Below are 24261 nucleotides of genomic sequence, written 5' to 3'. Positions count from 1 at the left end.
TGGTGAATGATTTGTGATCTAATTAACGATAATTTTACATTTATTTAAAATATCTATTTATTATCAATGTGTTAATGATTTTGTGTTAACTCTGTTAGAATTTATGCCGCAGAAACCGGTTGCTGAATAATTCATCAATGTTAAATTATTCACTTATTAATGATTGGCAGGATGTACGGGAAGGGCAGCAATGCATGATTCGTTAACCATCGCGCTGTTACAGGCGCGGGAAGCGGCGATGGGCTATTTTCGGCCGATCGTGAAACGACACAACCTGACGGAGCAGCAGTGGCGAATAGTCCGCGTGCTGGCAGATAACCCGTCGATGGATTTTCATGACCTGGCGTTTCGTACCTGCATTTTGCGCCCAAGCCTGACCGGGATCCTGACCCGCATGGAGCGCGACGGTCTGGTGCTGCGGCTAAAGCCGATTAGCGACCAGCGTAAACTCTATGTCTCGCTAACGCCCGCCGGTGTCGCGCTCTACGAGCACGCACAGGCGCAGGTGGAAGAGGCGTACCGGCAGATTGAGGTTGAGTTTACGCCTGAGAAAATGCAGCAGCTGACAGCGCTGCTGGAAGAGTTTATTGTGCTGGGCAATCGCCATATCGCCAGCCGTGGCGATGCGGATACCGACTAGCCCGCCGGGTAGCGGGCGACCGGCTGGTAGCCATCGACATCAACGCGGTAAATACTTTCCGTCAGCCCCGGCAGCACCCAGCGTTCCGGGCGCTCGCACTCCAGATGAATACACAACCCGCAGCCGCCGCGCAGCGCGCGTGGGATATCGGCAACCGTGAACGGTTCGCCCGCCGCCTGCAGCGTCCGGCGGGTTTGTACCACGCCAAGCGTCGAGTGAAACAGCAAGATGTAGTGCGCCACTATCGCCTCCGTTGCCGCTGGCCGATGAGCGCCGCGCCGATGGCCCCGGCAAACTGGGCATCGGGATGCGTCAGCACCGGTGCGCCGAGATGACAGGAAAGCATCTGCGAGAAGGTCTGGCAGTGGCTGACGCCGCCGGTAAACAGCACCGGGCCTTCGGTGGTCAGGCGTGAGATGAAATGCGCGCTGCGCCGGGCCATGGCGTTAATCACCCCGGCGAGAATCGCCTCCGGCGCGACGCCCGCCGAGCGCAGGCTGATGACCTCTGATTCGGCAAACACCGTGCACATGCTGGTGATCGCGTGCGGCTCCACGCCCGCGACGATGCTATCTAACTGCTCCACGCTGGCTCCCAGGGTACGGGAGATGACGTCAAGAAAACGCCCGGTGCCCGCTGCGCACTTGTCGTTCATCAGAAAATCGTTCAGGTTTCCCTCTTCATCGAGCTTAATCACTTTGCTGTCCTGGCCGCCGATATCGATGATGGTGCGGGTGTGTGCCATCAGCAGCCTTGCGCCAAGACCATGGCAGGAGATCTCGGTCACCTGCTTGTCGGCAAAATCCACCAGCTGGCGACCGTAGCCGGTGAGGGTGAGGAAGGGGACCTCCGTCAGTCCGTCGCGTAGCTCATGCCATGCCTGCTCAATGGCCTCGGCCGGGCGAAACGGTGTGGGGCAGAGGAAACGGCGCAGCAGGGTGCTGCCATCAAGCAGCACGCCCTTCGTCGCCGTGGAGCCGGAATCAATCCCTATGGTTAGCGCCATCCTTACTCCTGGAACATTTCGATAAACGCCGCCACGCGGGTGCTGAGCTGGCCGATGTCGGAAGTTGAGTAGTCGGTTTCGATAGCCATATACGGAATGTCGTGCTGCTGTCGGACGTGGCGTTTGATGGCCAGCGACTCGACGGCGTAGGTGTGGCAGGCCTGCAGGATCACATCAATCACCCCGTCGGCCTGGTACTCCTCGACCATCTCGCTGAGCAGCTTCAGCCGCTGGGTGTTGGGCGAGACGCAGGAACAACCGATGGCGAGGTATTTATCCGCCAGCGCCTCCCATACGTCGCCGGTTTCCGCGACGTTGTGCTCGGTGGCCTTCGCCCCGGTGCAGTTTTCATAGCCAACCACCCAGCCGCCGTTTTCTTCAATCGCCCGTACCACTTTTTCAGCGGCACCGCCGATAGGACAGCCGGTTATCAGGATGCGCGGGCGCGGGTCGAGGCGTTGACCGGTGAGCCAGCCCGCTTTGACCGTGGCGGTCATCGCCTCCAGTTCGGCGATAAGCGCTTCTTTATCAAAGCGGAACGTCGCACCGTACACCACTTTCAGCAGGTCGGTTCCGCTTAGCGCCGGTGGGTTGAGCTGGCCAAGATGGTAGAAATCCGCCAGCGCCTTACGTTCGCGGTTTCTCAAGGCAATCGCCTCGCGCAGCGCGGTTTCATCAATGGTGGCACCAAAGCGCGCTTCAACTGCCTCTTTCAGACGCTGCATTTCCGCTTTCCACAGCGCACGGGAGGCATCGTCGGTGGTGCTGTTGGGCAACTGCATGACGTGAACCGGTTTGAACTCCGCCATGTACTCGTACATTTTTTTCTTGCCGTCGCAGGTGGTTTCGCCCACCACCAGATCGGAAAAGTAGAAGTAGGGGCATTTATCGGTTTTGCCGAAGCCGTAGCTGCTTTTTATCAGCGGACAAAGGTTGCGGGGCAGGTCTTTTTCCGCCTCTTCGATGGTTTCATCAGAGGTGGAACAGAGTGATATCACCACGGCACCGGCGGCCATTGGGATCTCCTGCGGCATAAACGTGCAGTAGGTACCGACCAACGGCACACCGCGCTCTTTGAGTTCCATGACGGTGAGAAAACCTTTCTGACGCGCTTCGGAGAATTGACTGAACAGGCTGGGTAATTCGGTGATGAGGGACATGCGTTTTCCTTCCCCGTAACACGGGAGACAATGAACGATGTCGGCATTATAGCCACTATAAATATGTGGTTATGTTGATCTGGGCCGTAAAATGACGCAGGGGTAGAAAACAAAAAAGCCGCTGATTTCAGCGACTTTTTAATGGTGTTTGACGGGTTAGCAGCCCGTCTGTCCGGCATAGCAAGTACCTGACGTTAACTGACTCTGATGATCAAAGCCCACTTGAAAAGTCTACCCTTCTGGCGAGGATTTTCAACTTAATTACACTCGGTACTGTGAAGCTCATTCTGAAAATGCCCCTATGAATAAAGGGGATTGCAGGCAAAATATTGCAGTGAGCTGAAATCAACGCCGTATGCCGTTTGTGAGAGCTTTCACGCCAGTAGGGCGCATTTTCTAAGAGCGCCAGGCTGGCGAAGTCGCTCTCGCTGCGGGACTTTCAACAGGGTAGCTCCTGCCGGGTATGAAAGCCGATAAACTGCATACGCTCTGGTGATCAAAGCCCACACCTTTGATTGCACCTGTCATGAGCGCCCGGATTAACGACGGGAGAGTGTGGCAATGCAAGGAGGCTGGATAATGAAAATATCACTTCGTGATGGGATCATTATCGTTGTGATTGCACTTCTTCTGTTCGGGGGCGTTAGTCTTGAGGCTGATAGTCTTAAGTTTGACCAGCTCGAAGCTCAGCATATTGAGTTACAGGTGAAGGGCGTCATGCCACGCACTCAGCAGTAAAGAAACCGACGGGGCTGAAAGGCCCCGTCATCCGTTAAGTTCAGTAAATCTTCTTCACGTCCATCTCTTCCTGAATGCGGTCGCTCCATGCCATGTGGGTACGAATGGCTTCGTCGATTCCAGCGTTGTAGAAGGTGGGGCCTATCTGTTCGGCAATAAAATCGACGAAGAACTCGGCATCGAACTGCTCCAGCTCCAGCTCAAAATGCTCTTCACAGTACTTCTCAAGCTTACGACGCAGCAGCTCTCGCTGTTCGTGGCTTAGGGTTATCTCAGACATTCTCTTACTCCACCAGGTTCTTCGCCCAGTCCCGGAACAACTTTACTTTCATGGAGTTCATCGACTCCTGCTTCCACGTCATTATATATTTATTCCCGGTAAAAAAGGGTGCTTCGCAAGGGATAATGAGGTTGCCCTGTAATAGATCTTCTTTGATGGCAAATTTGGGTAATAAAGCAACACCTAAATTGGAACGTACGGCGGTAATTAGCATTGATAATAAATCGAAACTTGGACCTTTGTTCACATCTGGATTGGTGATATTAAATTGTCCAAACCACTCCTGCCAACCTTCAGGACGAGAGTTCTGGTGCAATAATGTGAATTCCGAAAGTAATTGATAGACGCTTATTTTTTTACTGTTGTCTTTTAAAAAGGTATTGCTGCAAACCGGAAGTAGCTCTTCCTCAAAAAGAGGCTCAACAAAAGCCCACGGAGTGCAAAAGTTTTCGCGCATGATCGCAATATCACTTTTACAATGCAGAAAATCATTGACGCAGGAAAGTGCGGTGATATTCACCACAATGTTATCGTTCAGTGCGGAAAACGCCTGCAGGTTGGGAATTAACCATTCTGTGCTCAGTGTGGGAGTTGTCGCAATTTCCAGCGATTGCTTCTTTTGATGGAAGCGGCGAATGTGATGAGTGTCATTTTCCAGTTTGACCAGCACGTCACGTACCAGTGGTAAGTAATGGCGCCCGGCGTCGCTCAAAAACAGCTTCTTCTTGCAACGTGAAAATAGCGGTACCTGGAGGAACTCCTCAAGCGTTGCTATTTGTCGGAAAAGCGCACCTTGTGTTAATGACAACTCCTCTGCCGCCCGGGCAAAACTTTGATGCCTGGCAACAACTTCGAATGTCACTAATAACTCTGATTTCGGGATCTTCTTTTTCATAAAATTCCTACAATCGCGCATTTATTACAACAAAATCACCATGTTATCCGCTTTATTTAAGTTAATTAATTGCTAATGCTAGCAAGAAAACTTAAATGTACAGTTAATAAAATGAGTTCCGGCGCGAATTTCAAGTTGTCTTCATTTTTTTTCAATTGCCTTATCATGTTGCTCAACATATATATATTCTGCGCTTGTAAGATTAATTCACAATTAAAAAAATAAGAGATGAGATATATGTCACAGATTCAAGCTGAAGGCGGAGAATATGCATCTTTTATTCAGCTTAATACTAATGAAAAAGCGATAGATAATTTTAAGTTAATTATAATGGCTATTTTTTTAGCATTAATGTTAATTTTTAGTTTATGTGCTGGTGATATTTGGTTAACGCCCGCGCAATGGTTTAGCCCCGAGGCTGAGCTTTTTGTCTGGAATCTACGGTTTCCCCGCGTGTTGAGCGTTATCGGTGTTGGCGCGGCACTGGCGCTGAGTGGGGCGGTGATGCAGGCATTATTTAACAATTCGCTCGCAGACCCGGGGCTGCTTGGCGTCTCTAACGGCGCAGGCGTCGCGGTGGTGATGGCGCTATTTTTGGCTGGCAACGGCCTGCATTTGGGTCTGCTCAGCGGATTCGCCATTTGCGGTGCTATGGCAATTACCCTGCTGCTGATTTTGTTTTCGATGAAGCAGGGGGTCAATAACACCCGGCTGCTGCTCTTTGGGATGGCGATGGGGATTGGCTGTAGCGCCTTTATGACTTGGGCCTTTTACTTCAGCAACAATATGGATATGCGCAAAATCATCGCCTGGACGCTGGGGGGATTTGGCGGCATCGACTGGAGTGAAGCCTGGCTGACGCTGGCGCTGATCCCGGCCATTGGCTGGCTCTCCTGTCAGGGGCAGACCATCAACATTATTGCGCTGAACGAGCTAACTGCGAAGCAGCTAGGGGTAAACGTTAAATACTGGCGCATTCTGCTGGTGGTATTTATTGGCTGGCTAGTGGGAGTCAGCGTGGCGCTGGCCGGTATGATCGGGTTTATCGGCTTCGTGGTACCGCATTTGCTGCGGCTGTGGGGGATAACCAACCATCAGCGTTTGCTGCCCGGCTGCGTGCTGGCGGGCGCGTCGGTGCTGCTGGCCTCCGACACCTTTGCCAGGCTAGCGCTCACTTCGGCCGAAATCCCAACCGGCGTAGTCACTGCCACCCTCGGCGCTCCCGTCTTTATCTGGATGCTGCTTCGCACACCTGGTGGAGTGGTGAAATGACGAACCTCAATATCCGCCAGCTTTCAGTGAAGGGCCGGCTCGCCCCCTTCGATGCCTGCGTAAACCCTGGGCAGCTGGTACACCTTATCGGTCCTAACGGTGCGGGGAAAAGCTCACTCCTGTTGCGCCTTGCCGGGCTTATCAACGGCGGCGGATCGATAAGTTTAGGCACGACCCCTTTCTCGGCGATGACCGCTCACGAACTCTCGATGTACCGCGCCTGTTTGATCCAGCAGGATCTCCCGGATTTGCTGATACCTGTTTTTCTTATCTGGGCTTTTTTATTCCTAAAGGCGCATTGCCAGACGCTGTTGATGCCGCCATCCACACGCTGAGTGAAAGACTGTTTCTGAGCGACAAACTCACGCGTCCCATTAATCAACTTTCTGGCGGAGAGTGGCAGCGGGTAAGGCTGGCATCGGTATTTTTACAGCTATGGCCAACGCTTAATCCTGCCGGAAAATTACTTATTCTCGACGAACCTGCCACCAGCCTGGACATCGTGCAGCAAATTGCGCTCGACAGGCTTATCGAAGAGATGTGCGCTCACGGAATATTAGTGATTTCCAGTTCCCATGAATTAAATCACACCCTGCATCATGCCAATGAGGTCTGGATGATTAAAAAAGGCCAGATGGTCATGCGTGGCCAGTGTAAAGAGATCATGCAGATCCATCAGCTAAATCATTTGTTTGACGCCAGATTTCATTGGGGAAAAAACGATACCGACAATTTACGGTATTCATTAACTTAGGAGTATTTTTTCAATGCCTACCGCGGGAATAGATCAACTTCACCGATTCTGCTGGGGAGTGCCGCTGTTATTTGCATTCCCCGTCATGGCAGAACAAACCATGACCGTCACCGCTAACCGTTTCTTGCAACCCGTCAGTACCGTCCTTGCCCCGATGAACGTTGTCACCAAAGAGGATATGGACAGGTGGCAATCTAAATCAGTCTCCGACGTTATTCGCCATCTACCTGGCGTCGACCTGTCGCAAAATGGCGGCATGGGGCAGAACTCAGCGCTCTATATTCGCGGCACCGAAGCCCGGCACGTCCTGGTGCTCATTGATGGGATCCCTGTGCCACGCCCGGGTATTGCTAACAACCCTGATTTTTCTCAGATCCCGGTCGCGATGGTGCAGCGCATCGAATATATTCGTGGCCCACGCTCGGCGGTGCACGGCTCCGGCGCAATGGGCGGCGTTATCAATATTATTACCCAGCATGATGACGATAAAACCCAGGTTGATACCGGCATCGGTTCAAATGGCTACCAGCAATACGGCGCCACCATCAATAAAAAAATCGACAAAACGGTGCTGACGCTGGCCGGCAATTATGAGCGTACTAAAGGGTACGAGGTCATGCCGGATTCCACTTACGCGGGCGATCATGAAAACAAAGGCCATCACGACAAATTCCTGTTTGGTAGCGTCTCGACGGAGTTTAACGATAACCTCAACGGCTTCTTCCGCGGCTATGGCCACTCCGGCAACACAGCTTATTCTCAGGGAGATTACGGCTACGACGGCGGTAATAACCACCTGCAAAACTACACCCAGTCCTGGGATGGGGCGCTGCATTACCACTCAGGTATCTACGCTTCACAGCTGACGGCAAGCTACCAGCGAATCAAAGACTACAACTACAACGACGCCGCAGGGCCTTATGCTTCTCCCGCCACGCTTGATGATATGGAGCAATATTATCTGCAGTGGGGGCATAACGTCGTGGTGGGTCACGGCATGGTAAGCGCCGGTGTCGACTGGAAGCGGGAAAAGCTGACCACTACCGGCGAAACCTTCGACCTCAACCCGGTATTTTCCAGCCAGAGCTACTCGCGGGACAACACCGGGCTGTACATGGTGGGTGTGCAACAGCTTCAGGACGTAACGCTCGAACTATCCGGACGTGAAGATCACGATGAGCAGTTTGGCTGGCACGGTACCTGGCAAACGGCTGCCGGATGGCAGTTTGCAGAAAACTACCAGACAACGCTCTCTTACGGCACCGCCTTCCTGGCCCCGTCTCTGGGCCAGCAGTATGGCGCCACGCGATTTAATATCGCCTCGAACCCGAATTTGAAGCCAGAAGAATCTCGCCAGTGGGAGATTGGTCTTGAAGGTCTGACCGGCCCGCTCGACTGGAAGGTCTCGGCTTATTACAACCAGATTACCAACCTCATCGACTACCAGATGGGCGGCGGTGATATGGGGATGAGCGGCGTCTACTATAACGTCAACAAAGCCACCATTAAGGGGATTGAGTTAACCGGGCAGTTTGCGACCGGACCAATTGCCCACAACGTCACGCTGCAGTTTATTGATCCGAAGAATGATGAAACTGGGCAACAGCTGCTGCGCCGCGCTAAGCAGCAGGTGAAGTACGAAATAAGCGGTGAAGTGGCGTCAATTGGCTGGAACGTGGTGTACAACTACGTGGGCAAGCGCAAAGACACCAGCAACAAGGATTACACCACCATCGACGTGGGCGGATCGTCGCTCTGGGACGTGGGGTTATCCTGGCCGGTAACGCGCCAGCTAACTCTGCACGGGAACGTGAATAATATCTTCGACAAAACCTGGCAGACGGCCAACGGTTACAACATGCCGGGCCGTGAATACACCCTGAGCGCCAGCTACCAGTTCTGAGTCATCCTGCCTGTCACGCAAGCCGGACTCTGGCTTGCGTGGTTCTCCGAGGAACCCACATGAAACCTTTCCTGTTCGCGCAAGCTCTGCGTTTTTTACCGATCGTTGTTTGCCTGCTGTGTTCACCACACGCCTGGGCATTACGCGTGGTAAGCCTGGCACCACACACCACCGAAATGGCCTGGGCCGCCGGTCTTGGTGATTCTCTCGTTGCCGTCAGCGACTATTCCGACTACCCCGATGCTGCGCAAAAACTGGAGCGCGTGGCCTCCGGTAACAGCATTAAATTCGAACGTATTTTGCTGCTCAAACCTGACCTGGTGGTGGCTTCCCGCGAGACTAACCCGCAGCGTGAGCTTGAGAAACTGCAAAAATATGGGATCCCGGTGGAGTTTGTCGATTCGCACCGGCTGGCGGAGATCCCGCAGGATATTGAGCGCCTGGCGCGTTTTAGCGCTAACCCGGAAGTGGGGGCTCGTAACGCCCGCGATTTTCGCCAGAAACTGGCGGCGCTCAGCAGGCAGTACGCCAGAGAGGATAAGATCCCCGCCGCGCTGCTCTTTGGCGTGAGCCCGTTGATGACGGCGAACGGTGAGTCGATACAAAACGACGTGCTGCGGGTGTGCGGTGTGGAGAACGTTTTTGCCGACAGCCGGGTGGCCTGGCCGGTGGTCAGTCGTGAGCAAATTATCTCCCGCCAGCCACGATTACTGATTACCGGTACCCATCAGGAAGGCGATGAGCAGGAGATGCAATTCTGGCAACAAAAAACGGGTTATCCGGTGATTAATTTAAATCCTGACTGGTTTAACCGTAGCGGCCCTCGAATTTTATTGGCCGCAGAAGACCTGTGCCAGAAAATAAAAAATGGTAGTTTTTAAGTTTGGCTGTGATTGATATCACATAACCCCTACTTAAATAAAATATTGAAAAATTACGTCAAGATCACAAATTTACGATGCCGATATTTATCATAGTGATAAAAAACAGTGCTGGTTGTATTTGTTCATTTTAACTATATGTTTTAACTGATTTTTATTGTGTGATGTTTATCAGGCAAACAACGTCAAGTTGTCTTCAAATTTTATCAATTGCAGAAATAAAATACGCGAAGCATATTGCCACCATCACAAAGGATTAATAAACGAGTTACCCCCTTCAACATAAAGGATAGTTAAATGAAGAAACCAACATTAGTTATCGGCGTAATTGGGGCAGATTGCCATTCTGTTGGAAATAAAATCATGGAGCGTGTTTTCACTGAATTTGGATTCCACGTCACAAATTTGGGCGTGATGGTGAGTCAGGACGAATATATTGACGCCGCGATTGAAACGGGTGCTGACGCCATTATTGTTTCCTCTATTTATGGTCACGGCGATACCGACTGCCTGGGCATGCGTGACCGCTGCATCGAGCGCGGCGTTGGCGATATTTTGCTGTACGTCGGTGGCAACCTGGTGGTGGGCAAATACGACTTTAACGAAGTTGAGCCTAAGTTCAAGGCGATGGGCTTTGACTTCGTAATGCCGCCGCATCAGGAACTGGAGCCCCTGTGCGACCAGATCGTCCAGGACGTTAAAACTCACAACGAGAAATTAGCCCTCGAGGTTTGCTGATGCGAACGTTATCAATTGATATTGGCTCAACGTGGACCAAAGCGGCGCTGTTTGCCGTTGAAGGTCACGAGCTGACGTTAATTAATAAAGGTCTGGTGCCCACGACCACAGAAAACTTAGCCGAAGGCTTTTTCCACTGTGTGGAGAATATCGTACAGGAAGATGTGCGCGGCTTACTGAGCCGGGGCGAGCTGTCAGTCAATTACTCTTCGTCGGCGAAAGGCGGGCTCGCGGTGGCGGCTCTGGGTCTGGTGCCGTGCATTACGCTTGAGTCTGCCAAGGTCACCGCGCATTCAGCGGGTGCCAAGATTGTTCACTATTACTCCTACAAGCTGACTCGTCACGATATTAAAGAGCTGGAAAGCTCACCGCCCGACATTCTGCTGTTTACCGGTGGAACCGACGGCGGCGAAGAGAAATATGGTCTGGTCAATGCCCGAATGCTGGGCGAATCGAGTCTCGACTGCGCGATTATCTTTGCCGGTAACCGCGACATTCAGGATGACGTGCGCCAGTTGCTGCGCGACAAAGATCTCACCATTGTCGATAACGTGCTGCCTGACCTCGATACCCCAAATCCTGGCCCTGCACGCAAAGCGATTTGTGACGTCTTTTTAAAGCGCATTGTGAAGGGCAAAGGGCTGGACAAGATTGTTGATGTGATTGGCAAAGAGCCGCTACCGACGCCGTACACCGTGTATGAGCTGGTGAATCATATCAGTCAGTCTTCTGAAGCCTGGCGCGAGTTTATGCTGTTCGACATGGGCGGTGCCACGACCGACGTGTACACCACCTGTGACAACATCCTGACTCCGGATACCTTCAAGCATGGTCTTGATGAGCCGTTCTTAAAACGCACGGTAGAGGGCGATCTCGGCATGCGTGTTTCTTCCGTCACGGCGGGCGACAGCGCGCGGGCGTTGGTGGAATCGGTATTCGCGAATAAGCCGGTCGAGAAAGCGGCGTTTTATGACTATCTGCGCCGGGTCAACGCCCAACCGGAACATACTCCTGTCAACGCCACAGAGGCGCATTTCGACACCGTGCTTGCCGGGTTGAACGTGGGGTATGCCAGCGAACGCCACGCGGGGACGAAACGGACGGTGGCAACCGTGGCGGGTAACCGCGAACTGCAAATTGGCCGAGATTTAACGCCTGTCCGCAAAATTATCGGCACCGGTGGGTGGCTATCGCGCGCGCAAGCCTTCGATATTCACCAATGGATCAAATACCGCGACATTGATGAGCAAGGTAAAAAGATCCTCTTACCCACTGAATTTGAATATTACCGGGATAGCCAGGGGTTAATTCCTTTACTGGCGAACGTTGCCCGTGAGTTTCCACAGCATGCCGCAATTACCAGTATTAAAAATTTAACTGACAACCGAGGCCGTAAATATGGAAATTAATAATAAAAAATAAATATCGATGCTTTTATGAAAGAACGTGAAACCGTGTTGACCACCTGGGAAACCGGTAAAGACGTTCAGAACATTGAAGACGGCATGGCGTATCAGAAATCCATTCCTGATTCCAAAAACTTTGCGTTAACGCTGCTCAAAGCCGATCAGGCCGGTATCACCTTAAGCCAGCCACGTGCCGGTGTTGCACTGATGGATGAGCATATTGCCCTGCTGAAAAAACTGGAGCCAGACTGCGACTTACTGCCGTCCACCATTGATGCCTATACCCGCCACAACCGCTATGAAGAAGCGGCAATCGGTATCAAACACTCCATCGAAGCGGGCACCTCAAAATTAAACGGTCTGCCGGTGGTTAACCACGGCGTGGCCGAGTGCCGCCGTTTAACCGAAGCGCTGGTGAAACCGGTGCAGGTTCGTCACGGTACGCCGGATGCGCGTCTGCTGATGGAAATCAGTATGGCTTCAGGTTTTACCTCCTTTGAAGGCGGCGGTATCTCCTACAACGTGCCGTACACCAAGCGTGTGACCATCGAGAAATCTCTGCGCGACTGGCAGTACGTCGACCGACTGTGCGGCATCTACCAGGAAAATGGTATCACCATCAACCGCGAACCGTTTGGCCCGCTGACCGGCACGCTGGTCCCACCGTTCATGTCTCACGCCGTTGCGCTGATTGAAGGTCTGCTGGCGCTGGAGCAGGGCGTGAAATCCGTCACCCTCGGCTACGGCCAGGTGGGTAACGTGGTGCAGGACGTGGCGGCAGTTCAGTCTCTGCGCGAACTGGGCCATGAGTACTTTACCGAGTATGGCTACTCCGATTACGAACTCTCCACCGTGTTCCACCAGTGGATGGGCGGTTTCCCGGAGCAGGAGCCAAACGCGTTTGGCCTGATCTCCTTCGGTGCGCTGGTTGCTGGTCTTGCTGGTGCAACCAAAGTGATCACCAAGTCACCGCACGAAGCCTTTGGGATCCCGACCGCGGCTGCCAACATTCAGGGTCTGCAGGCTTCTCGGCAGATGCTGAATCTGGTGCGCGATCAGAGCTTCCCGCAGTGCGCCGACGTGCAGCGTGAAGTGGACCTCATTAAAGCGGAAGTTCGCGCCGTCATGAATAAAGTCTTCGCGCTGGGCGAAGGAGATTTGGCTCGCGGTACCGTGCTGGCCTTCGAAGCAGGGGTGCTGGATGTCCCGTTTGCCCCATCAATGTACAACCAGGGCAAGATCCTGCCGGTCCGTGATAACAAAGGCGCTATCCGCCTGTTTGAACACGGCAATATCCCGCTGCCAGACGACATTCTGACGCTGCACCGCGACTTCATCGCCGAGCGCGCCACCGCTGAAAAACGTAAACCCTGCTTCCAGATGATCGTTGACGACATCATGGCAGTTTCCGATTCCCAGTTAATAGGACGTCCGCAATGAAAATTAAAAATGTGATTTTTACCCCGGGTTATTCGTCTTTTTATTTTGACGATCAGCAAGCGATTAAAAACGGCGCGGAACACGATGGCTTTACCTATACCGGAAAGCCTGTCACGGAAGGTTTTAATGCGATTCGCCAGGCGGGTGAGTGCGTGTGCATTCAGCTGATTCTGGAAAACGGCGCGGTAGCCGTGGGCGATTGCGCCGCGGTGCAATACTCTGGCGCCGGTGGCCGCGATCCGCTGTTCATCGCGAAAAACTTTATTCCACAGCTGGTGAACGACATTAAACCACTGCTGGTGGGTCTCGACGTGAGCGAGTTCCGCAAGAACGCTCAGTATTTCGATAAGCTCAAAATCGACGGCAAGCCGCTGCACACCGCGATCCGCTATGGCCTTTCTCAGGCGCTGCTTGATGCCACCGCGCTGGCTAACAACTGCCTGAAAGCGGAAGTGGTCTGCAAAGAGTGGGATCTGCCGGTGATCGCCGATGCTATTCCGCTGTTTGCCCAGTCTGGCGACGATCGCTACCACGCGGTCGACAAAATGGTACTCAAAAGCGTGGATGTTCTGCCTCACGCGCTTATCAACCACGTTGACAGCAAGCTCGGTCGTGAAGGTGAGAAGCTGCGTGAATATGTGCGCTGGCTGTCTGACCGCATCATGACCCTGCGGACCTCCGAAGATTACAAACCGACGTTGCACATCGATGTGTACGGCACCATCGGCCTTATTTTCAACAACGATCCGATCAAATGTGCGGCGTACATTGCAAGCCTGGAGCCGGAAGCGCAGGGCCTGCCGCTGTATATCGAAGGCCCGGTTGATGCGGGTAACAAACCGGATCAGATCCGTCTGCTGACCGAGATAACCCAGGAGCTGGCGCGCCTGAAATCTGGCGTGAAGATTGTCGCCGACGAATGGTGCAACACCTTCGAAGACATCGTTGATTTCACCAAAGCGAAATCCTGCCATATGGTGCAGATCAAAACCCCGGATCTCGGCAGCATCCACAACGTGGTCGACGCCGTGCTGTATTGCAACGATCACGATATGGAAGCCTACCAGGGTGGCACCTGCAACGAAACCATCAACAGCGCCCGCACCTGCGTGCACGTCGCCATGGCGGCACGTCCGATCCGTATGCTGGTCAAGCCGGGCATGGGCTTCGATGAAGGTATGAACATCGTTTACAACGAAATGCATCGCACCATGGCGTTACTGAAGGCGGAAGAGACTTATGCCTAAGACGTTCAAAATTCTGTCGCCGACGGCCATTCTTGGCTACGGCTTCCCGGAAGAAAGCTTTCATCGTGCGATGCTGGAAAAACCCGATCTGATCGCGGTTGACGGCGGATCGTCGGATCCGGGCCCGCATTATCTGGGTTCCGGTAAACCGTTCACCGATCGTGAAGGGGTGAAACGCGACCTGCGTTACATGATCCGTGCCGGTGTGACCAACAACATTCCGGTGGTTGTCGGTACCGCAGGCGGTTCCGGTGCTATCTCGCACCTTTCCTGGTGCCGCGACATCGTTCTTGAAATCGCGCAGGAAGAGGGGCTGACCTTTAAGCTCGCGACCATCCCGACCGATATCGATAAGGCCACGGTGCATGAAGCGCTGGACAGCGGCAAGATCCACGCCCTGGACTGTGTACCGGATCTGACCCACGAGGCGATTGACGATACCACCGCCATCGTGGCGCAGATTGGTCTGCAGCCGTTCCAGGCCGCACTGGCGGCGGGTGCGCAGGTGGTGCTGGCGGGTCGTGCCTACGATCCGGCCTGCTTCGCGGCGCTGCCGGTGATGCTCGGCTTTGATGAAGGCCTGGCGATGCACTGCGGCAAAATTCTGGAGTGCGCGGCCATCGCGGCGACGCCGGGCAGCGGGTCTGACTGCGCCATGGGCATCATCGACGACAAAGGCTTCACCCTGAAGGCGTTCAACCCGCTGCGTAAGTTCACCGCCACCTCAGCGGCAGCACATACGCTGTATGAGAAATCGAACCCGTACATTCTGCCGGGGCCGGGGGGGGTGCTGAATCTGGAGCACTGTAAATTCACCAACGTTAACGAAGGTGAAGTGTACGTGACCGGTTCGCGCTTTGAAGCCACGCCGTATCAGCTGAAGCTGGAAGGGGCGCGTCGGGTTGGTTACCGCTGCATCACCATCGCCGGGACGCGCGATCCCATCATGATCGCGGGCATCGACGGCATTCTGGAGAAGGTGAAAACCCAGGCCATCACCAACCTGAAGGTGGCGGAAGACATCATCAAACTCAACTTCCATCTCTACGGTAAAAACGCGGTGATGGGTAAGCAGGAGCCAAGCCAGCAGACGCCGCACGAGTTGGGCATTTTGCTCGATATCGTGGCGCCTACGCAGGAGATGGCCAACAGCGTCTGTTCGCTGGTGCGCTCAACGCTTCTGCATTACGGCTACGAAAATCGTATTGCCACTGCGGGCAACCTGGCTTTCCCGTTCTCACCATCGGATATTCCGACCGGGGAAGTGTTTGAGTTCTCGCTGTATCACTTGATGGATGTCGAAGGTTTAGATTTTGCCTTCAATATGGAAACCGTTTCACCGGAGGGCTGCCAATGACGACGCCGATTACCGATGTGGCGCTGGTGATTCGCTCCAAGAATGCCGGGCCGTACGAGCTGGTCCTCGATATTTTATTTAAAAGTCGGGAAGACTATCTGGCGGTTAAACAGTCCGGACAGTTCACCACTGAGTTAATTGCCGGTCTTTATAAAATGAAGCCGGAAGATGTTCTTAATATTGTTTGGTTTGAACCGGCCAATGCCGTCAAAGTCGTATTACCACGACTCATTGTTTCCGGGGAAGTTGGCGATTCAGATGTATATGGCGCACAGCAGCACGCACCGCTATTAGCCATTAAATTCAATCTGGATTAAATCCAAAAAGCAGGGGAGGTATCCCTCTCCTGCTTCTCATCAGGATAATTATAATATGTTAAAAAAGCTCAACTTGACGACAATGATCATTATCGCCTTAATACTGGGTAGTATTGTCGGCGTCATGATCAATGAAATGGCTGCGCCGGAGACGGCAAAAGTTTATGCGGATGATATTAACATTCTGACCGCAATTTTCTTACGTTTAATTAAGATGATTATCGCGCCGCTGATTATCTCCACGCTGGTCGTTGGGATTGCCAAAATGGGCGATGCGAAAACGCTGGGACGTATTTTCTCCAAAACCCTTACGCTGTTTATTCTGGCCGCGCTGATCTCTATCGCCCTTGGCCTGATTATCGTTAATATCTTCGGGCCGGGTCATGGCATTAACTTTGTGGCGACCGGTACAGAGCAAGTGGTTCAGGCACAGGCCTTTACCTTCAAATCCTTTATTCTTCATGCGTTCCCATCGAGCATCTTTGATGCGATGGCGAAAAACGAAGTGCTGCAGATTGTGGTGTTCTCGATTTTCCTCGGCGTGGCTTTAGCCTCCGTAGGGGAGCCGGCTGCACCTATCGTACGTGGTTTAGACGCGCTGGTTCACGCCATGCTGAAACTGACGGGTTACGTGATGCTGTTTGCTCCGTTAACCGTTTTCGCGGCGATTTCCGGCATGATTGCCGAGCGAGGCCTTGGGATCCTGGTCAGTACCGGGATCTTCATGGGGGAATTCTATTTCACCCTGGGCCTGCTGTGGGTGATCCTCATTGGTCTGTCCTGGATGCTGGTGGGGCCTTGTATCAAACGTCTGGTGCGCGGTATCGGTCAGCCAGCGGTACTGGCATTCACCACCTCGAGTTCTGAAGCGGCTTTCCCCGGCACCCTGAAAGCGCTGGAAAACTTCGGTGTGAGCCCGAAAATCGCCAGCTTCGTGCTGCCCATTGGTTACTCCTTCAACCTGGTCGGCTCGATGGCTTACTGCTCCTTCGCGACCATCTTTATCGCTCAGGCCTGCAATATCCACCTCAATCTGACCGAGCAGATAACCATGCTGCTTATTCTGATGCTGACCTCAAAAGGGATGGCCGGTGTGCCGCGCGCATCGCTGGTGGTTATCGCCGCCACGCTGAACCAGTTCCATATTCCGGAAGCGGGTCTGATCCTGCTGATGGGTGTCGATCCGTTCCTCGACATGGGCCGTTCTGCGACCAACGTGATGAGTAACGCGATGGGTGCTGCGCTGGTGTCCCGCTGGGAAGGTGAACACTTTGGTGAAGGTTGCCGTGGTGAACCGGCGGAGCCAAATGCCATTGTGCTGGAAACCGTGAAACCGGTTGAGCAAAACGCGTAATCCTTTTATCGGCCGATCGCTGTCGGCCGATTTTTCTATACCCTAAATAATTCGAGTTGCAGGAAGGCGGCAACGCAGTGAATCCCCAGGAGCTTACATAAGTAAGTGACTGGGGTGAACGAGGAAGCCAACGCACATGCAACCTGAAGTATGACGGGTATATTCACAGGAAAATAATCATGAAGACGAAGTTAATTGGCATCTGCGTCATGAGCTTTACCCTGCTGACAGGCGCTCCTGCGCATGCAGATACCACACCGGATTATGCGCAGTTGGTTGAACAGGCACACGAGAAATACAAAAACCTCAACGACGGCAAAGTCGCGGATTATATTCCGGCGCTGGCAAGCTACGACCCGAAAAATTTTGCCATCGTGCTCGCGACCGTTGACGGCAAAATCTACCAGGCCGGTGATGTGAATAAAGCGTTTCCGATCCAGTCTATCTCTAAAGTTTTCACTATGGGGCTGGTGATGCAGCAGAGCGGCCCGGAGACGGTTTTAGAGAAGCTCGGTGCGAATGCGACTGGCCTGCCGTTTAACTCTGGCGTTGGTCTTGAGGCCAGTAAAGGGACGCTGGAAAACCCGATGGTGAATATTGGCGCAATGAGCGCGGTAAGCCTGGTGCGCGCCGATAACAACGCCGACCGCTGGACCAAAATAAAATCCAACCTTGATGCCTTCGCTAACGCGAATTTAGCCGTGAACGAAGAGGTCTTTAAATCTGAGATGGATACTAACCAGCACAATAAAGCGCTGGCCCATCTGGCGAAATCCTTCAACCGTTTCTACAGCGACATTGACGGTGCGGTCGAAATTTACACCCGTCAGTGCTCGGTGGATGCCAATACCCTGCAGCTGGCGCGTATGGGGGCGGTACTGGCCAATAACGGTAAATCACCGTTTAACGGCCAGCAGCTGATAAGCCAGCAGTATATGCCGTACGTTCTGGCAGAAATGGCGATTGCCGGGCTGTATGACGGCAGCGGTAAATGGCTGTATCAGGTCGGTATTCCGGCGAAGAGCGGCGTCGGTGGCGGTATTCTCGCCGTGGTGCCGGGTAAATATTCCGTTGCGGTGTACTCTCCGCCGCTTGACGAAGCCGGGAATAGCGTCCGCGCGCAGGCTGCCATTAAATATATCGCCGATGCCACTCAGGCCAATATTTTCGTTACACCAAAACAAAACTTCTAAGTTGTATATACACAAAATCATTCGAGCTGCATCGCGGCGGCAAGGCTGTGAATCCCCAGGAGCTGACTCAGGTCAGTGACTGGGGTGAATAGACGCAGCCAACAAAGAGGCAGCTTGAAGGATGAAGTGTATATTTGCATTATACGGAGTATTTATGACTAATGTTTTCAGTTATCAACCCGATTTCCCGTTGTCTGCCGATGAGACCGAATATGAACTGGTCAGCAAAGATTTTGTTTCGACCATTCAGGTTGGCGAGCGGGAAATTCTTTCCGTGTCGAAGGAAGGTTTAACCTGGCTTGCACGTCACGCGTTTCACGCGGCATCGTTTTATTTACGCCCGGCACATATGCAGCAGGTTGCCAGTATTCTGGACGATCCCGAAGCCAGTGATAACGATCGTTATGTCGCGTTACAGCTATTGCGTAACGCAGCAATTGCAGCGGAAGAAGAATTACCGCTGTGTCAGGACACGGGGACATCCACCATTATTGCGGAGAAAGGCCAGCAGGTATGGGTGGATGGTAATGAACGGGAAGCATTGAGTGAAGGGGTGTTCCACGCGTTTCAGGAGAACAACCTGCGCTATTCGCAGAACGCGCCGCTCGACATGTACACCGAGGTGAATACCCAGACCAACCTGCCGGCGCTGATTGATATCAGCGCGGTGATGGGTAATGAGTATCGCTTTATGTTCATGAACAAAGGCGGCGGTTCATCGAATAAGGCCGCGCTGTTCCAGGAAACCAAATCGATACTGAACCCGACCTCGTTGAAGCGCTTCCTGGCGGAGAAGATGATAACGCTCGGTTCCTCGGCGTGCCCGCCGTACCACATTGCCTTCGTGGTGGGCGGTCTGTCGCCGGAGCAGGCGCTGAAAACCGCCAAGCTCGCGTCGACCAAATACTACGATGCGCTGCCGACGGAAGGGAATCAGTATGGCCAGGCCTTCCGCGACCACGCGCTGGAAGCGGAGCTGCTCAAGGTGGCGCAGGAGATTGGCATTGGGGCGCAGTTCGGCGGCAAGTACTTTGCCCATGATATTCGCGTGATCCGCCTGCCGCGCCATGGGGGATCCTGTCCGATCGCCATGGCGCTCTCCTGCTCCGCCGATCGCCAGGTGAAAGCGAAGATCAACAAAGATGGCATCTGGATGGAGAAGCTTGAACGTAATCCGGCGCGCTATCTGCTGAACCGCCACGATATGAACGCCGGAGCCGAGGTGGTGCATCTTGATTTAACCCGGCCGTTTAATGAAACGCTGGAAACCCTGAGCCGCCTGCCGGTGTCGACCCGCCTGAGCCTGACCGGACCAATCATTGTCGCCCGTGATATTGCCCACGCCAGAATCAAAGAGAAGCTGGATAAAGGCGAGCCGATGCCGAACTACCTGACCAATCACGTGGTGTATTACGCCGGGCCTGCAAAAACGCCGACGAATCATATCTGCGGTGCGTTAGGGCCAACAACCGGCGGGCGCATGGACTGCTATACCGAAGAGTTCCAGTCGGTGGGCGGTAGTCTGGTGATGCTCACCAAGGGCAACCGCAGCCAGCAGGTGACCGATGCCTGTAAGAAGTACGGCGGGTTTAGCCTCGGCAGCGTAGGCGGTGCCGCCGCCTTGCTGGCGAAAGAGTACGTGATGTCGCTGGAGTGCCTGGAGTATCCGGAGCTGGGGATGGAAGCCATCTATATGATGGAGGTTAAGGACATGCCTGCCTTTATCATGGTGGATGATAAAGGGAATAACTTTTATCAGTTCGTCGACCAGCCTTCCTGCCACGCCTGCATCAAGAATCTGTGAGGGAATATGCGTACAGACTATGAGGAAAATGAACACAAGAAGAGCCAGCAAACGCTGAAAACCCTGGTGGATGAACGCGTTAAAGGCGCGACCATCAGCAAAGGTGTGATGATGGTCTACACCGGCAACGGTAAAGGCAAAACCACGGCGGCGATGGGCACCGTGGTGCGCGCTATCGGCCACGGCAAAAAAGCCGGGGTGGTGCAGTTTATCAAAGGGAAGTGGGACAACGGGGAGTACAACTTCCTCAAAGCCCACAACGTCGATTTCTTCATGATGGGGACCGGGTTTACCTGGGAAACCCAGGATCGCGAGAAGGACATTGCGGCGGCGAACCTGGTCTGGGAAGAGGCCAGGCGTATGCTGGCCGACCCGACGTATGACCTGGTGGTTATGGATGAGATAACCTACATGACCACCTACAGCTATATTCCGCTGTACGACATCATCGCGGCGCTGCAGAACCGTCCGGCGCATCAGAGCGTGATCCTTACCGGGCGTGATTGCCATGAGAAGCTGACTATCCTGGCTGATACGGTGACCGAGATGCGCGCCGTGAAGCACGGTTTTGATAAGGGTATTAAGGCGCAGCGAGGGATTGACTGGTAACGCGTTGCCGGATGCGGCAATACCCGCATCCGGCACTATCAACACATCAGGACTCCGTCACCGCGATTGCCGCGTTATGCGTGCGCACCCGTTTCAGTAATCCCGCCAGCATCACCACCATCACCACGCCCGCGACCACTGCCAGCAGATGAAACGGCATTCTTCCGCCGTTAAACCACAGCCAGCGAGCGCCTTCAATGGCCAGCGCCATTCCGGTGAGGATGGTCATGTTCAGCGATGCCGAGACGGTACCTTTCGGCAGGTCGTTGGAGAACAGCGTAAAGCGGAACAGCGTCGGGAATATCAGCCCGATGCCGAAGGCGTACAGGCTGGTGCCCGCCACCGACCACAGCCAGACGTGCGGCCACAGCAGGTTACCAACGATGAGCAGCGCCAGGCCGGTGAGCTGAATGGGGACCGCCCGCCAGATATACGTCGGGCTGGTCGGATCCTTCACAAAGCGCGCCATCACCATGTTCGCTACAATTACCGCGCCGAATACCGGCACCTGCACCCAGGCAAACTCGGCGGTGCTGAGCCCTCCGGCGTCAATCAGAATAACCGGCGACACCGCAACCCAGGTCATCATCGGGATATAGCTGAGGGTGATGGTTGCCGCGCCGAATAGGAAGATACGGTTGCGGAATACGTTACGAAAATCGCGTACCACTCCCGTCACGCTTAACGGTATGTTACCGCGAACGACGGTTTCCGGCATGGCCCACAGCAGACCGAGAAAGGCGAACAGCCCCAGCACCGCAATAATGGCGAACAGCACCTTCCAGTGGACAAAATGCAGCAGCGCCGCGCCGGAGAGCGGGCCGATGACCGGAGCCATCAGCACCACCGAGGTGACGATCGCCATCAGCTTAATTGCCCGCGTCTGGCCGAACGCCTCCTGAATGGTGACGTAGCCAACGGTGGCGATAAAGCAGATGCTGGTGCCCTGCACGAAGCGGGCAACGAGGAACTGCTCCATGGTGGTGGTGAAGAGCGTTGCGGTGCAGGCGAGGGTAAAGATAAGCGTGCCCGCTATCAGTACCGGCCTGCGGCCAATGCGGTCTGACAGTGGCCCCAGCAGCCACTGCAGCGCCATGCCTCCCGCCAGGTAAAGGCTGACGGAGGCCGGGGCCATGCTGACATCGGCGTTAAATTCACGCACCACATGAATTATCCCGGGCTGGATCAGATCCGTCGTCAGATAAGCGGCAAAATCGTACACAATCAGCGCCATCGGGAAGAACAGCGACGTGGCGTGACGACGAAAGAAAGACAACATCCGTTGCATAAAAAACAGACTCCTTGTACGGAGAAAAAACGCTACAGCGAAATCCAATGGCGGCGCTTAACGGACAGGCGCGGGGCAGGGCGAAAAGAGATAAAGCGGACTGCAATGCATTGAATTTCGTGTAATCAAAATCGCCGCCGGAGCAAGCTCAGGCAGGTAAACACTCAGCTGACGCGTCGTCAGAAGGTGTTGTGATTACGCGCGGTATTCAACACATTGCACCTCGGAAAGAATGGCGGAGAAAAAAGCAGCATCAGTGTAAATCATATCCACAATGAATCAATGACTATTCGTCGCTCAGGCCAGGTGCGCGGCAACCAGTGACGGAATTTGTGACAGCGCCCAGAGAATGAGGCCAATGCTGCCGCCCACCAGCGTGCCGTTGATGCGGATGTACTGCAGATCTTTGCCGATGTTGAGCTCTATCTGCTGCGACATATCGCGGGCATCCCAGCTTTTGACCGTATCGCTGATGTGGTGGGTCAGGAAGCTCGCGAACTCCGGTGCCGCCCGGCGAGCGACCTGCTCCAGATGCTCGTTAAGCGAGGTACGCAGCGCGGCGTCTGCTACCAGAGTTTCGCCGAACCACTGTCCGGCTTCAGCGATACGCTGGCGCACGCGGGAGTCTTCGGCCTCAAGATCGGCTTTCAGCCAGCGGCGCAGATCGCCCCACAGCTCGCCGAGATAGCCGTTAAAGGCGGGATCTTCTTTCAGATATTGCTTGATACCGTTGGCTTTCTCCGCCATTTGCGGATCGTTTTTCAGCGCCTCGACAAGCTTTTGTACCGCCCGATCGAAGGCGTGGCGGATCTGGTGGCTCCGGTCGAGGGTGATGTCGTCGAGCAGGGTGTTAACCGCGTCGGTCACCAGCTCTGCGCTGTGCTCGCCGAGCCACTCGGTGGGCAGCACTTTGGCTTTGAGCGGGTGCTCGGTTTCGAGCCAGTGGACAATCTGCCGGGCGATAAAACTGCGGGTGCCGTCGCGATGGATAAGCACGATCAGCTGGGCGATGAGGGCATCGAGCAGCTTCTGGTGGCGGTTGTCTTTGGTCATGCTCTCCAGCATCAGCGCGCTGGTGCCGGTAAGATCGACCTTATCGATGGCTTTGTGCACCGCGCGCTTCAGCAGTCCCTGAATGCGCGAGTCGTCGGTCAGCTCAAGAAAGCCGCCCATCACCTTAATCAGATGATGTCCGACGCGCTCTGCGTTTTGCGGCTGGCTGAACCAGTTGCCGATGAGCATCGCCGGCTCGTGACGCTGAATGAGCGCCACCAGCGAGCCGGTATCGAGAAACTTCTCCTGCACAAAACGTCCGAGATTGTCGCCAATCCGGTCTTTATTGCGCGGGATAATCGCCGTATGGCGGGAGATAAAGGGAATGGGGATGCGGCGAAACAGCGCCACCACCGCGAACCAGTCCGCCAGCGCACCGACCATCGCCGCTTCCGACATCGCCTTCAGCGCGCCAACCCACCAGACCGGTGGCAGAAACAGCGTGGTCACGAAAATTGCCGCGGCTGCCAGCAGCAGCGACAGCGCCAGCCTTCTGGCGCGTTTTAGTTCAGCTAATTTGTCCATCCGCTAAGAATAGAGTCCTGAGAAGGGCTGTCAACGGAACGTGCTGTGCGGGTTCTCGACCATGGCGATAAACGCCATGATCTGCGCCTGCTTGCGCTTTGATAACCGCTGTACCCGCTTGTGCAGCGCCTCGTGCTCCGGCTCCGGCGCTTTGCTGGTGAGCACGATGCAGCCCTCCATCACCCGCACCTCCATCTTACTGCCGGTGGTAAAACCGGCTTTCGCCAGCCAGTCACCTTTTAAAATAATCGCCGGGCTCTTGTTCAGCGTCGGATATTTACTGACATAGGTCACGGTATAATGGCGCAGGGTGGCAGGAAGCACTACAGGTTCGGTGATTTCGGCGATATAATCCGGATTAGTCATGATCGCTATTCTCCTAAAATAGAGGTTGTGATTAG

The 24261-nt window shown here is 54.1% G+C and carries 24 protein-coding genes and 1 pseudogene; 17 read left to right on the top strand and 8 right to left on the bottom strand.

Features of this window, described 5'->3' with window-relative positions; all coding sequences use genetic code 11:
* Window positions 1–190: 190 nt before the first annotated feature.
* Window positions 191–640, top strand: coding sequence for a homoprotocatechuate degradation operon regulator HpaR (hpaR, locus tag GYRE_RS01385; protein ID WP_006816973.1), 450 nt, complete (start codon window positions 191–193; stop codon window positions 638–640).
* On the opposite strand, the gene GYRE_RS01380 is transcribed toward hpaR, so the two are convergent.
* The 3 genes from GYRE_RS01380 to GYRE_RS01370 are packed head-to-tail and all read right to left on the bottom strand — an operon-like array spanning window position 637 to window position 2806.
* Window positions 637–882, bottom strand: coding sequence for a putative Se/S carrier protein (locus GYRE_RS01380; protein WP_006816974.1), 246 nt, complete (start codon window positions 880–882; stop codon window positions 637–639). The genes hpaR and GYRE_RS01380 overlap by 4 nt on opposite strands.
* Window positions 882–1646 (bottom strand): putative 2-hydroxyacyl-CoA dehydratase activator YjiL, encoded by a 765-nt coding sequence (yjiL, locus tag GYRE_RS01375; protein ID WP_038252378.1) that lies wholly within the window; start codon window positions 1644–1646, stop codon window positions 882–884. Before yjiL ends, GYRE_RS01380 begins: the two co-directional genes overlap by 1 nt.
* A 2-nt stretch (window positions 1647–1648) precedes the next feature.
* Window positions 1649–2806 carry a double-cubane-cluster-containing anaerobic reductase gene (locus tag GYRE_RS01370; RefSeq protein WP_038252376.1) on the bottom strand — a complete coding sequence of 386 codons (1158 nt, stop codon included), beginning with the start codon at window positions 2804–2806 and terminating at the stop codon, window positions 1649–1651.
* A 579-nt stretch (window positions 2807–3385) separates the two neighbouring features.
* Between GYRE_RS01370 and GYRE_RS24360 the strand changes: the two genes are divergently transcribed.
* Complete coding sequence (locus tag GYRE_RS24360) at window positions 3386–3544, top strand: hypothetical protein (protein ID WP_156102660.1); 159 nt, start codon at window positions 3386–3388, stop codon at window positions 3542–3544.
* A 40-nt stretch (window positions 3545–3584) separates the two neighbouring features.
* On the opposite strand, the gene GYRE_RS01365 is transcribed toward GYRE_RS24360, so the two are convergent.
* Complete coding sequence (locus GYRE_RS01365) at window positions 3585–3824, bottom strand: DUF2164 domain-containing protein (protein WP_038252375.1); 240 nt, start codon at window positions 3822–3824, stop codon at window positions 3585–3587.
* A 4-nt stretch (window positions 3825–3828) separates the two neighbouring features.
* Window positions 3829–4719 (bottom strand): LysR substrate-binding domain-containing protein, encoded by an 891-nt coding sequence (locus tag GYRE_RS01360; protein WP_006816979.1) that lies wholly within the window; start codon window positions 4717–4719, stop codon window positions 3829–3831.
* Between the two features lie 228 nt (window positions 4720–4947).
* Here GYRE_RS01360 and btuC point away from each other — a divergent pair, with 228 nt between their 5' ends.
* From btuC to cobO, 15 genes and pseudogenes are all read left to right on the top strand, one after another.
* Window positions 4948–5991 carry a vitamin B12 ABC transporter permease BtuC gene (btuC, locus tag GYRE_RS01355; protein ID WP_081874613.1) on the top strand — a complete coding sequence of 348 codons (1044 nt, stop codon included), beginning with the start codon at window positions 4948–4950 and terminating at the stop codon, window positions 5989–5991.
* Window positions 5988–6326, top strand: coding sequence for an ATP-binding cassette domain-containing protein (locus GYRE_RS24880; RefSeq protein ID WP_248782254.1), 339 nt, complete (start codon window positions 5988–5990; stop codon window positions 6324–6326). Before btuC ends, GYRE_RS24880 begins: the two co-directional genes overlap by 4 nt.
* Entirely contained in the window at window positions 6290–6745 is a 456-nt protein-coding gene (locus GYRE_RS24875) for an ATP-binding cassette domain-containing protein (protein WP_248782253.1), read from the top strand. The genes GYRE_RS24880 and GYRE_RS24875 overlap by 37 nt, the downstream gene beginning before the upstream one ends.
* An 85-nt stretch (window positions 6746–6830) precedes the next feature.
* Entirely contained in the window at window positions 6831–8648 is a 1818-nt protein-coding gene (btuB, locus tag GYRE_RS01345) for a TonB-dependent vitamin B12 receptor BtuB (RefSeq protein WP_038252371.1), read from the top strand.
* 59 nt (window positions 8649–8707) lie between these two features.
* Window positions 8708–9529 (top strand): vitamin B12 ABC transporter substrate-binding protein BtuF, encoded by an 822-nt coding sequence (btuF, locus tag GYRE_RS01340; RefSeq protein WP_051860901.1) that lies wholly within the window; start codon window positions 8708–8710, stop codon window positions 9527–9529.
* A 297-nt stretch (window positions 9530–9826) separates the two neighbouring features.
* Window positions 9827–10267, top strand: a complete 441-nt coding sequence (glmS, locus tag GYRE_RS01335) for a methylaspartate mutase subunit S (protein WP_006816985.1) — start codon at window positions 9827–9829, stop codon at window positions 10265–10267.
* Window positions 10267–11676, top strand: a complete 1410-nt coding sequence (glmL, locus tag GYRE_RS01330; protein ID WP_006816986.1) for a methylaspartate mutase accessory protein GlmL — start codon at window positions 10267–10269, stop codon at window positions 11674–11676. The genes glmS and glmL overlap by 1 nt, the downstream gene beginning before the upstream one ends.
* A pseudogene (locus GYRE_RS01325) lies at window positions 11666–13113 on the top strand (methylaspartate mutase subunit E). Before glmL ends, GYRE_RS01325 begins: the two are co-directional and overlap by 11 nt.
* Window positions 13110–14360, top strand: a complete 1251-nt coding sequence (locus GYRE_RS01320) for a methylaspartate ammonia-lyase (protein WP_006816988.1) — start codon at window positions 13110–13112, stop codon at window positions 14358–14360. Before GYRE_RS01325 ends, GYRE_RS01320 begins: the two are co-directional and overlap by 4 nt.
* On the top strand, window positions 14353–15717 hold the full coding sequence (locus GYRE_RS01315; RefSeq protein WP_006816989.1) for an acyclic terpene utilization AtuA family protein: 1365 nt from the start codon (window positions 14353–14355) through the stop codon (window positions 15715–15717). Before GYRE_RS01320 ends, GYRE_RS01315 begins: the two co-directional genes overlap by 8 nt.
* Complete coding sequence (locus GYRE_RS01310; protein ID WP_006816990.1) at window positions 15714–16034, top strand: DUF4387 domain-containing protein; 321 nt, start codon at window positions 15714–15716, stop codon at window positions 16032–16034. Before GYRE_RS01315 ends, GYRE_RS01310 begins: the two co-directional genes overlap by 4 nt.
* 55 nt (window positions 16035–16089) lie before the next feature.
* Window positions 16090–17388 carry a dicarboxylate/amino acid:cation symporter gene (locus tag GYRE_RS01305; RefSeq protein WP_006816991.1) on the top strand — a complete coding sequence of 433 codons (1299 nt, stop codon included), beginning with the start codon at window positions 16090–16092 and terminating at the stop codon, window positions 17386–17388.
* Between the two features lie 179 nt (window positions 17389–17567).
* Complete coding sequence (glsA, locus tag GYRE_RS01300; RefSeq protein ID WP_038252369.1) at window positions 17568–18581, top strand: glutaminase A; 1014 nt, start codon at window positions 17568–17570, stop codon at window positions 18579–18581.
* Window positions 18582–18735: 154 nt separating this feature from the next.
* A complete protein-coding gene (locus GYRE_RS01295; RefSeq protein ID WP_038252368.1) occupies window positions 18736–20385 on the top strand; it encodes a FumA C-terminus/TtdB family hydratase beta subunit in 1650 nt (549 codons plus the stop codon).
* A gap of 6 nt (window positions 20386–20391) precedes the next feature.
* Window positions 20392–20994, top strand: coding sequence for a cob(I)yrinic acid a,c-diamide adenosyltransferase (gene cobO / locus GYRE_RS01290; RefSeq protein ID WP_038252366.1), 603 nt, complete (start codon window positions 20392–20394; stop codon window positions 20992–20994).
* Window positions 20995–21040: 46 nt separating this feature from the next.
* On the opposite strand, the gene mdtM is transcribed toward cobO, so the two are convergent.
* The 3 genes from mdtM to GYRE_RS01275 form a co-directional block, all read right to left on the bottom strand.
* On the bottom strand, window positions 21041–22282 hold the full coding sequence (gene mdtM / locus GYRE_RS01285; protein WP_038252364.1) for a multidrug efflux MFS transporter MdtM: 1242 nt from the start codon (window positions 22280–22282) through the stop codon (window positions 21041–21043).
* A gap of 297 nt (window positions 22283–22579) precedes the next feature.
* A complete protein-coding gene (locus GYRE_RS01280; RefSeq protein ID WP_038252362.1) occupies window positions 22580–23860 on the bottom strand; it encodes a DUF445 domain-containing protein in 1281 nt (426 codons plus the stop codon).
* Between the two features lie 30 nt (window positions 23861–23890).
* On the bottom strand, window positions 23891–24226 hold the full coding sequence (locus GYRE_RS01275) for a SymE family type I addiction module toxin (protein WP_038252360.1): 336 nt from the start codon (window positions 24224–24226) through the stop codon (window positions 23891–23893).
* Between the last annotated feature and the right edge of the window lie 35 nt (window positions 24227–24261).

Source organism: Yokenella regensburgei ATCC 49455 (assembly GCF_000735455.1).
GTDB lineage: Bacteria > Pseudomonadota > Gammaproteobacteria > Enterobacterales > Enterobacteriaceae > Yokenella > Yokenella regensburgei.
Note: the sequence above shows the minus strand (reverse complement) of the source record. Positions and strands in the feature narration are given on the sequence as shown.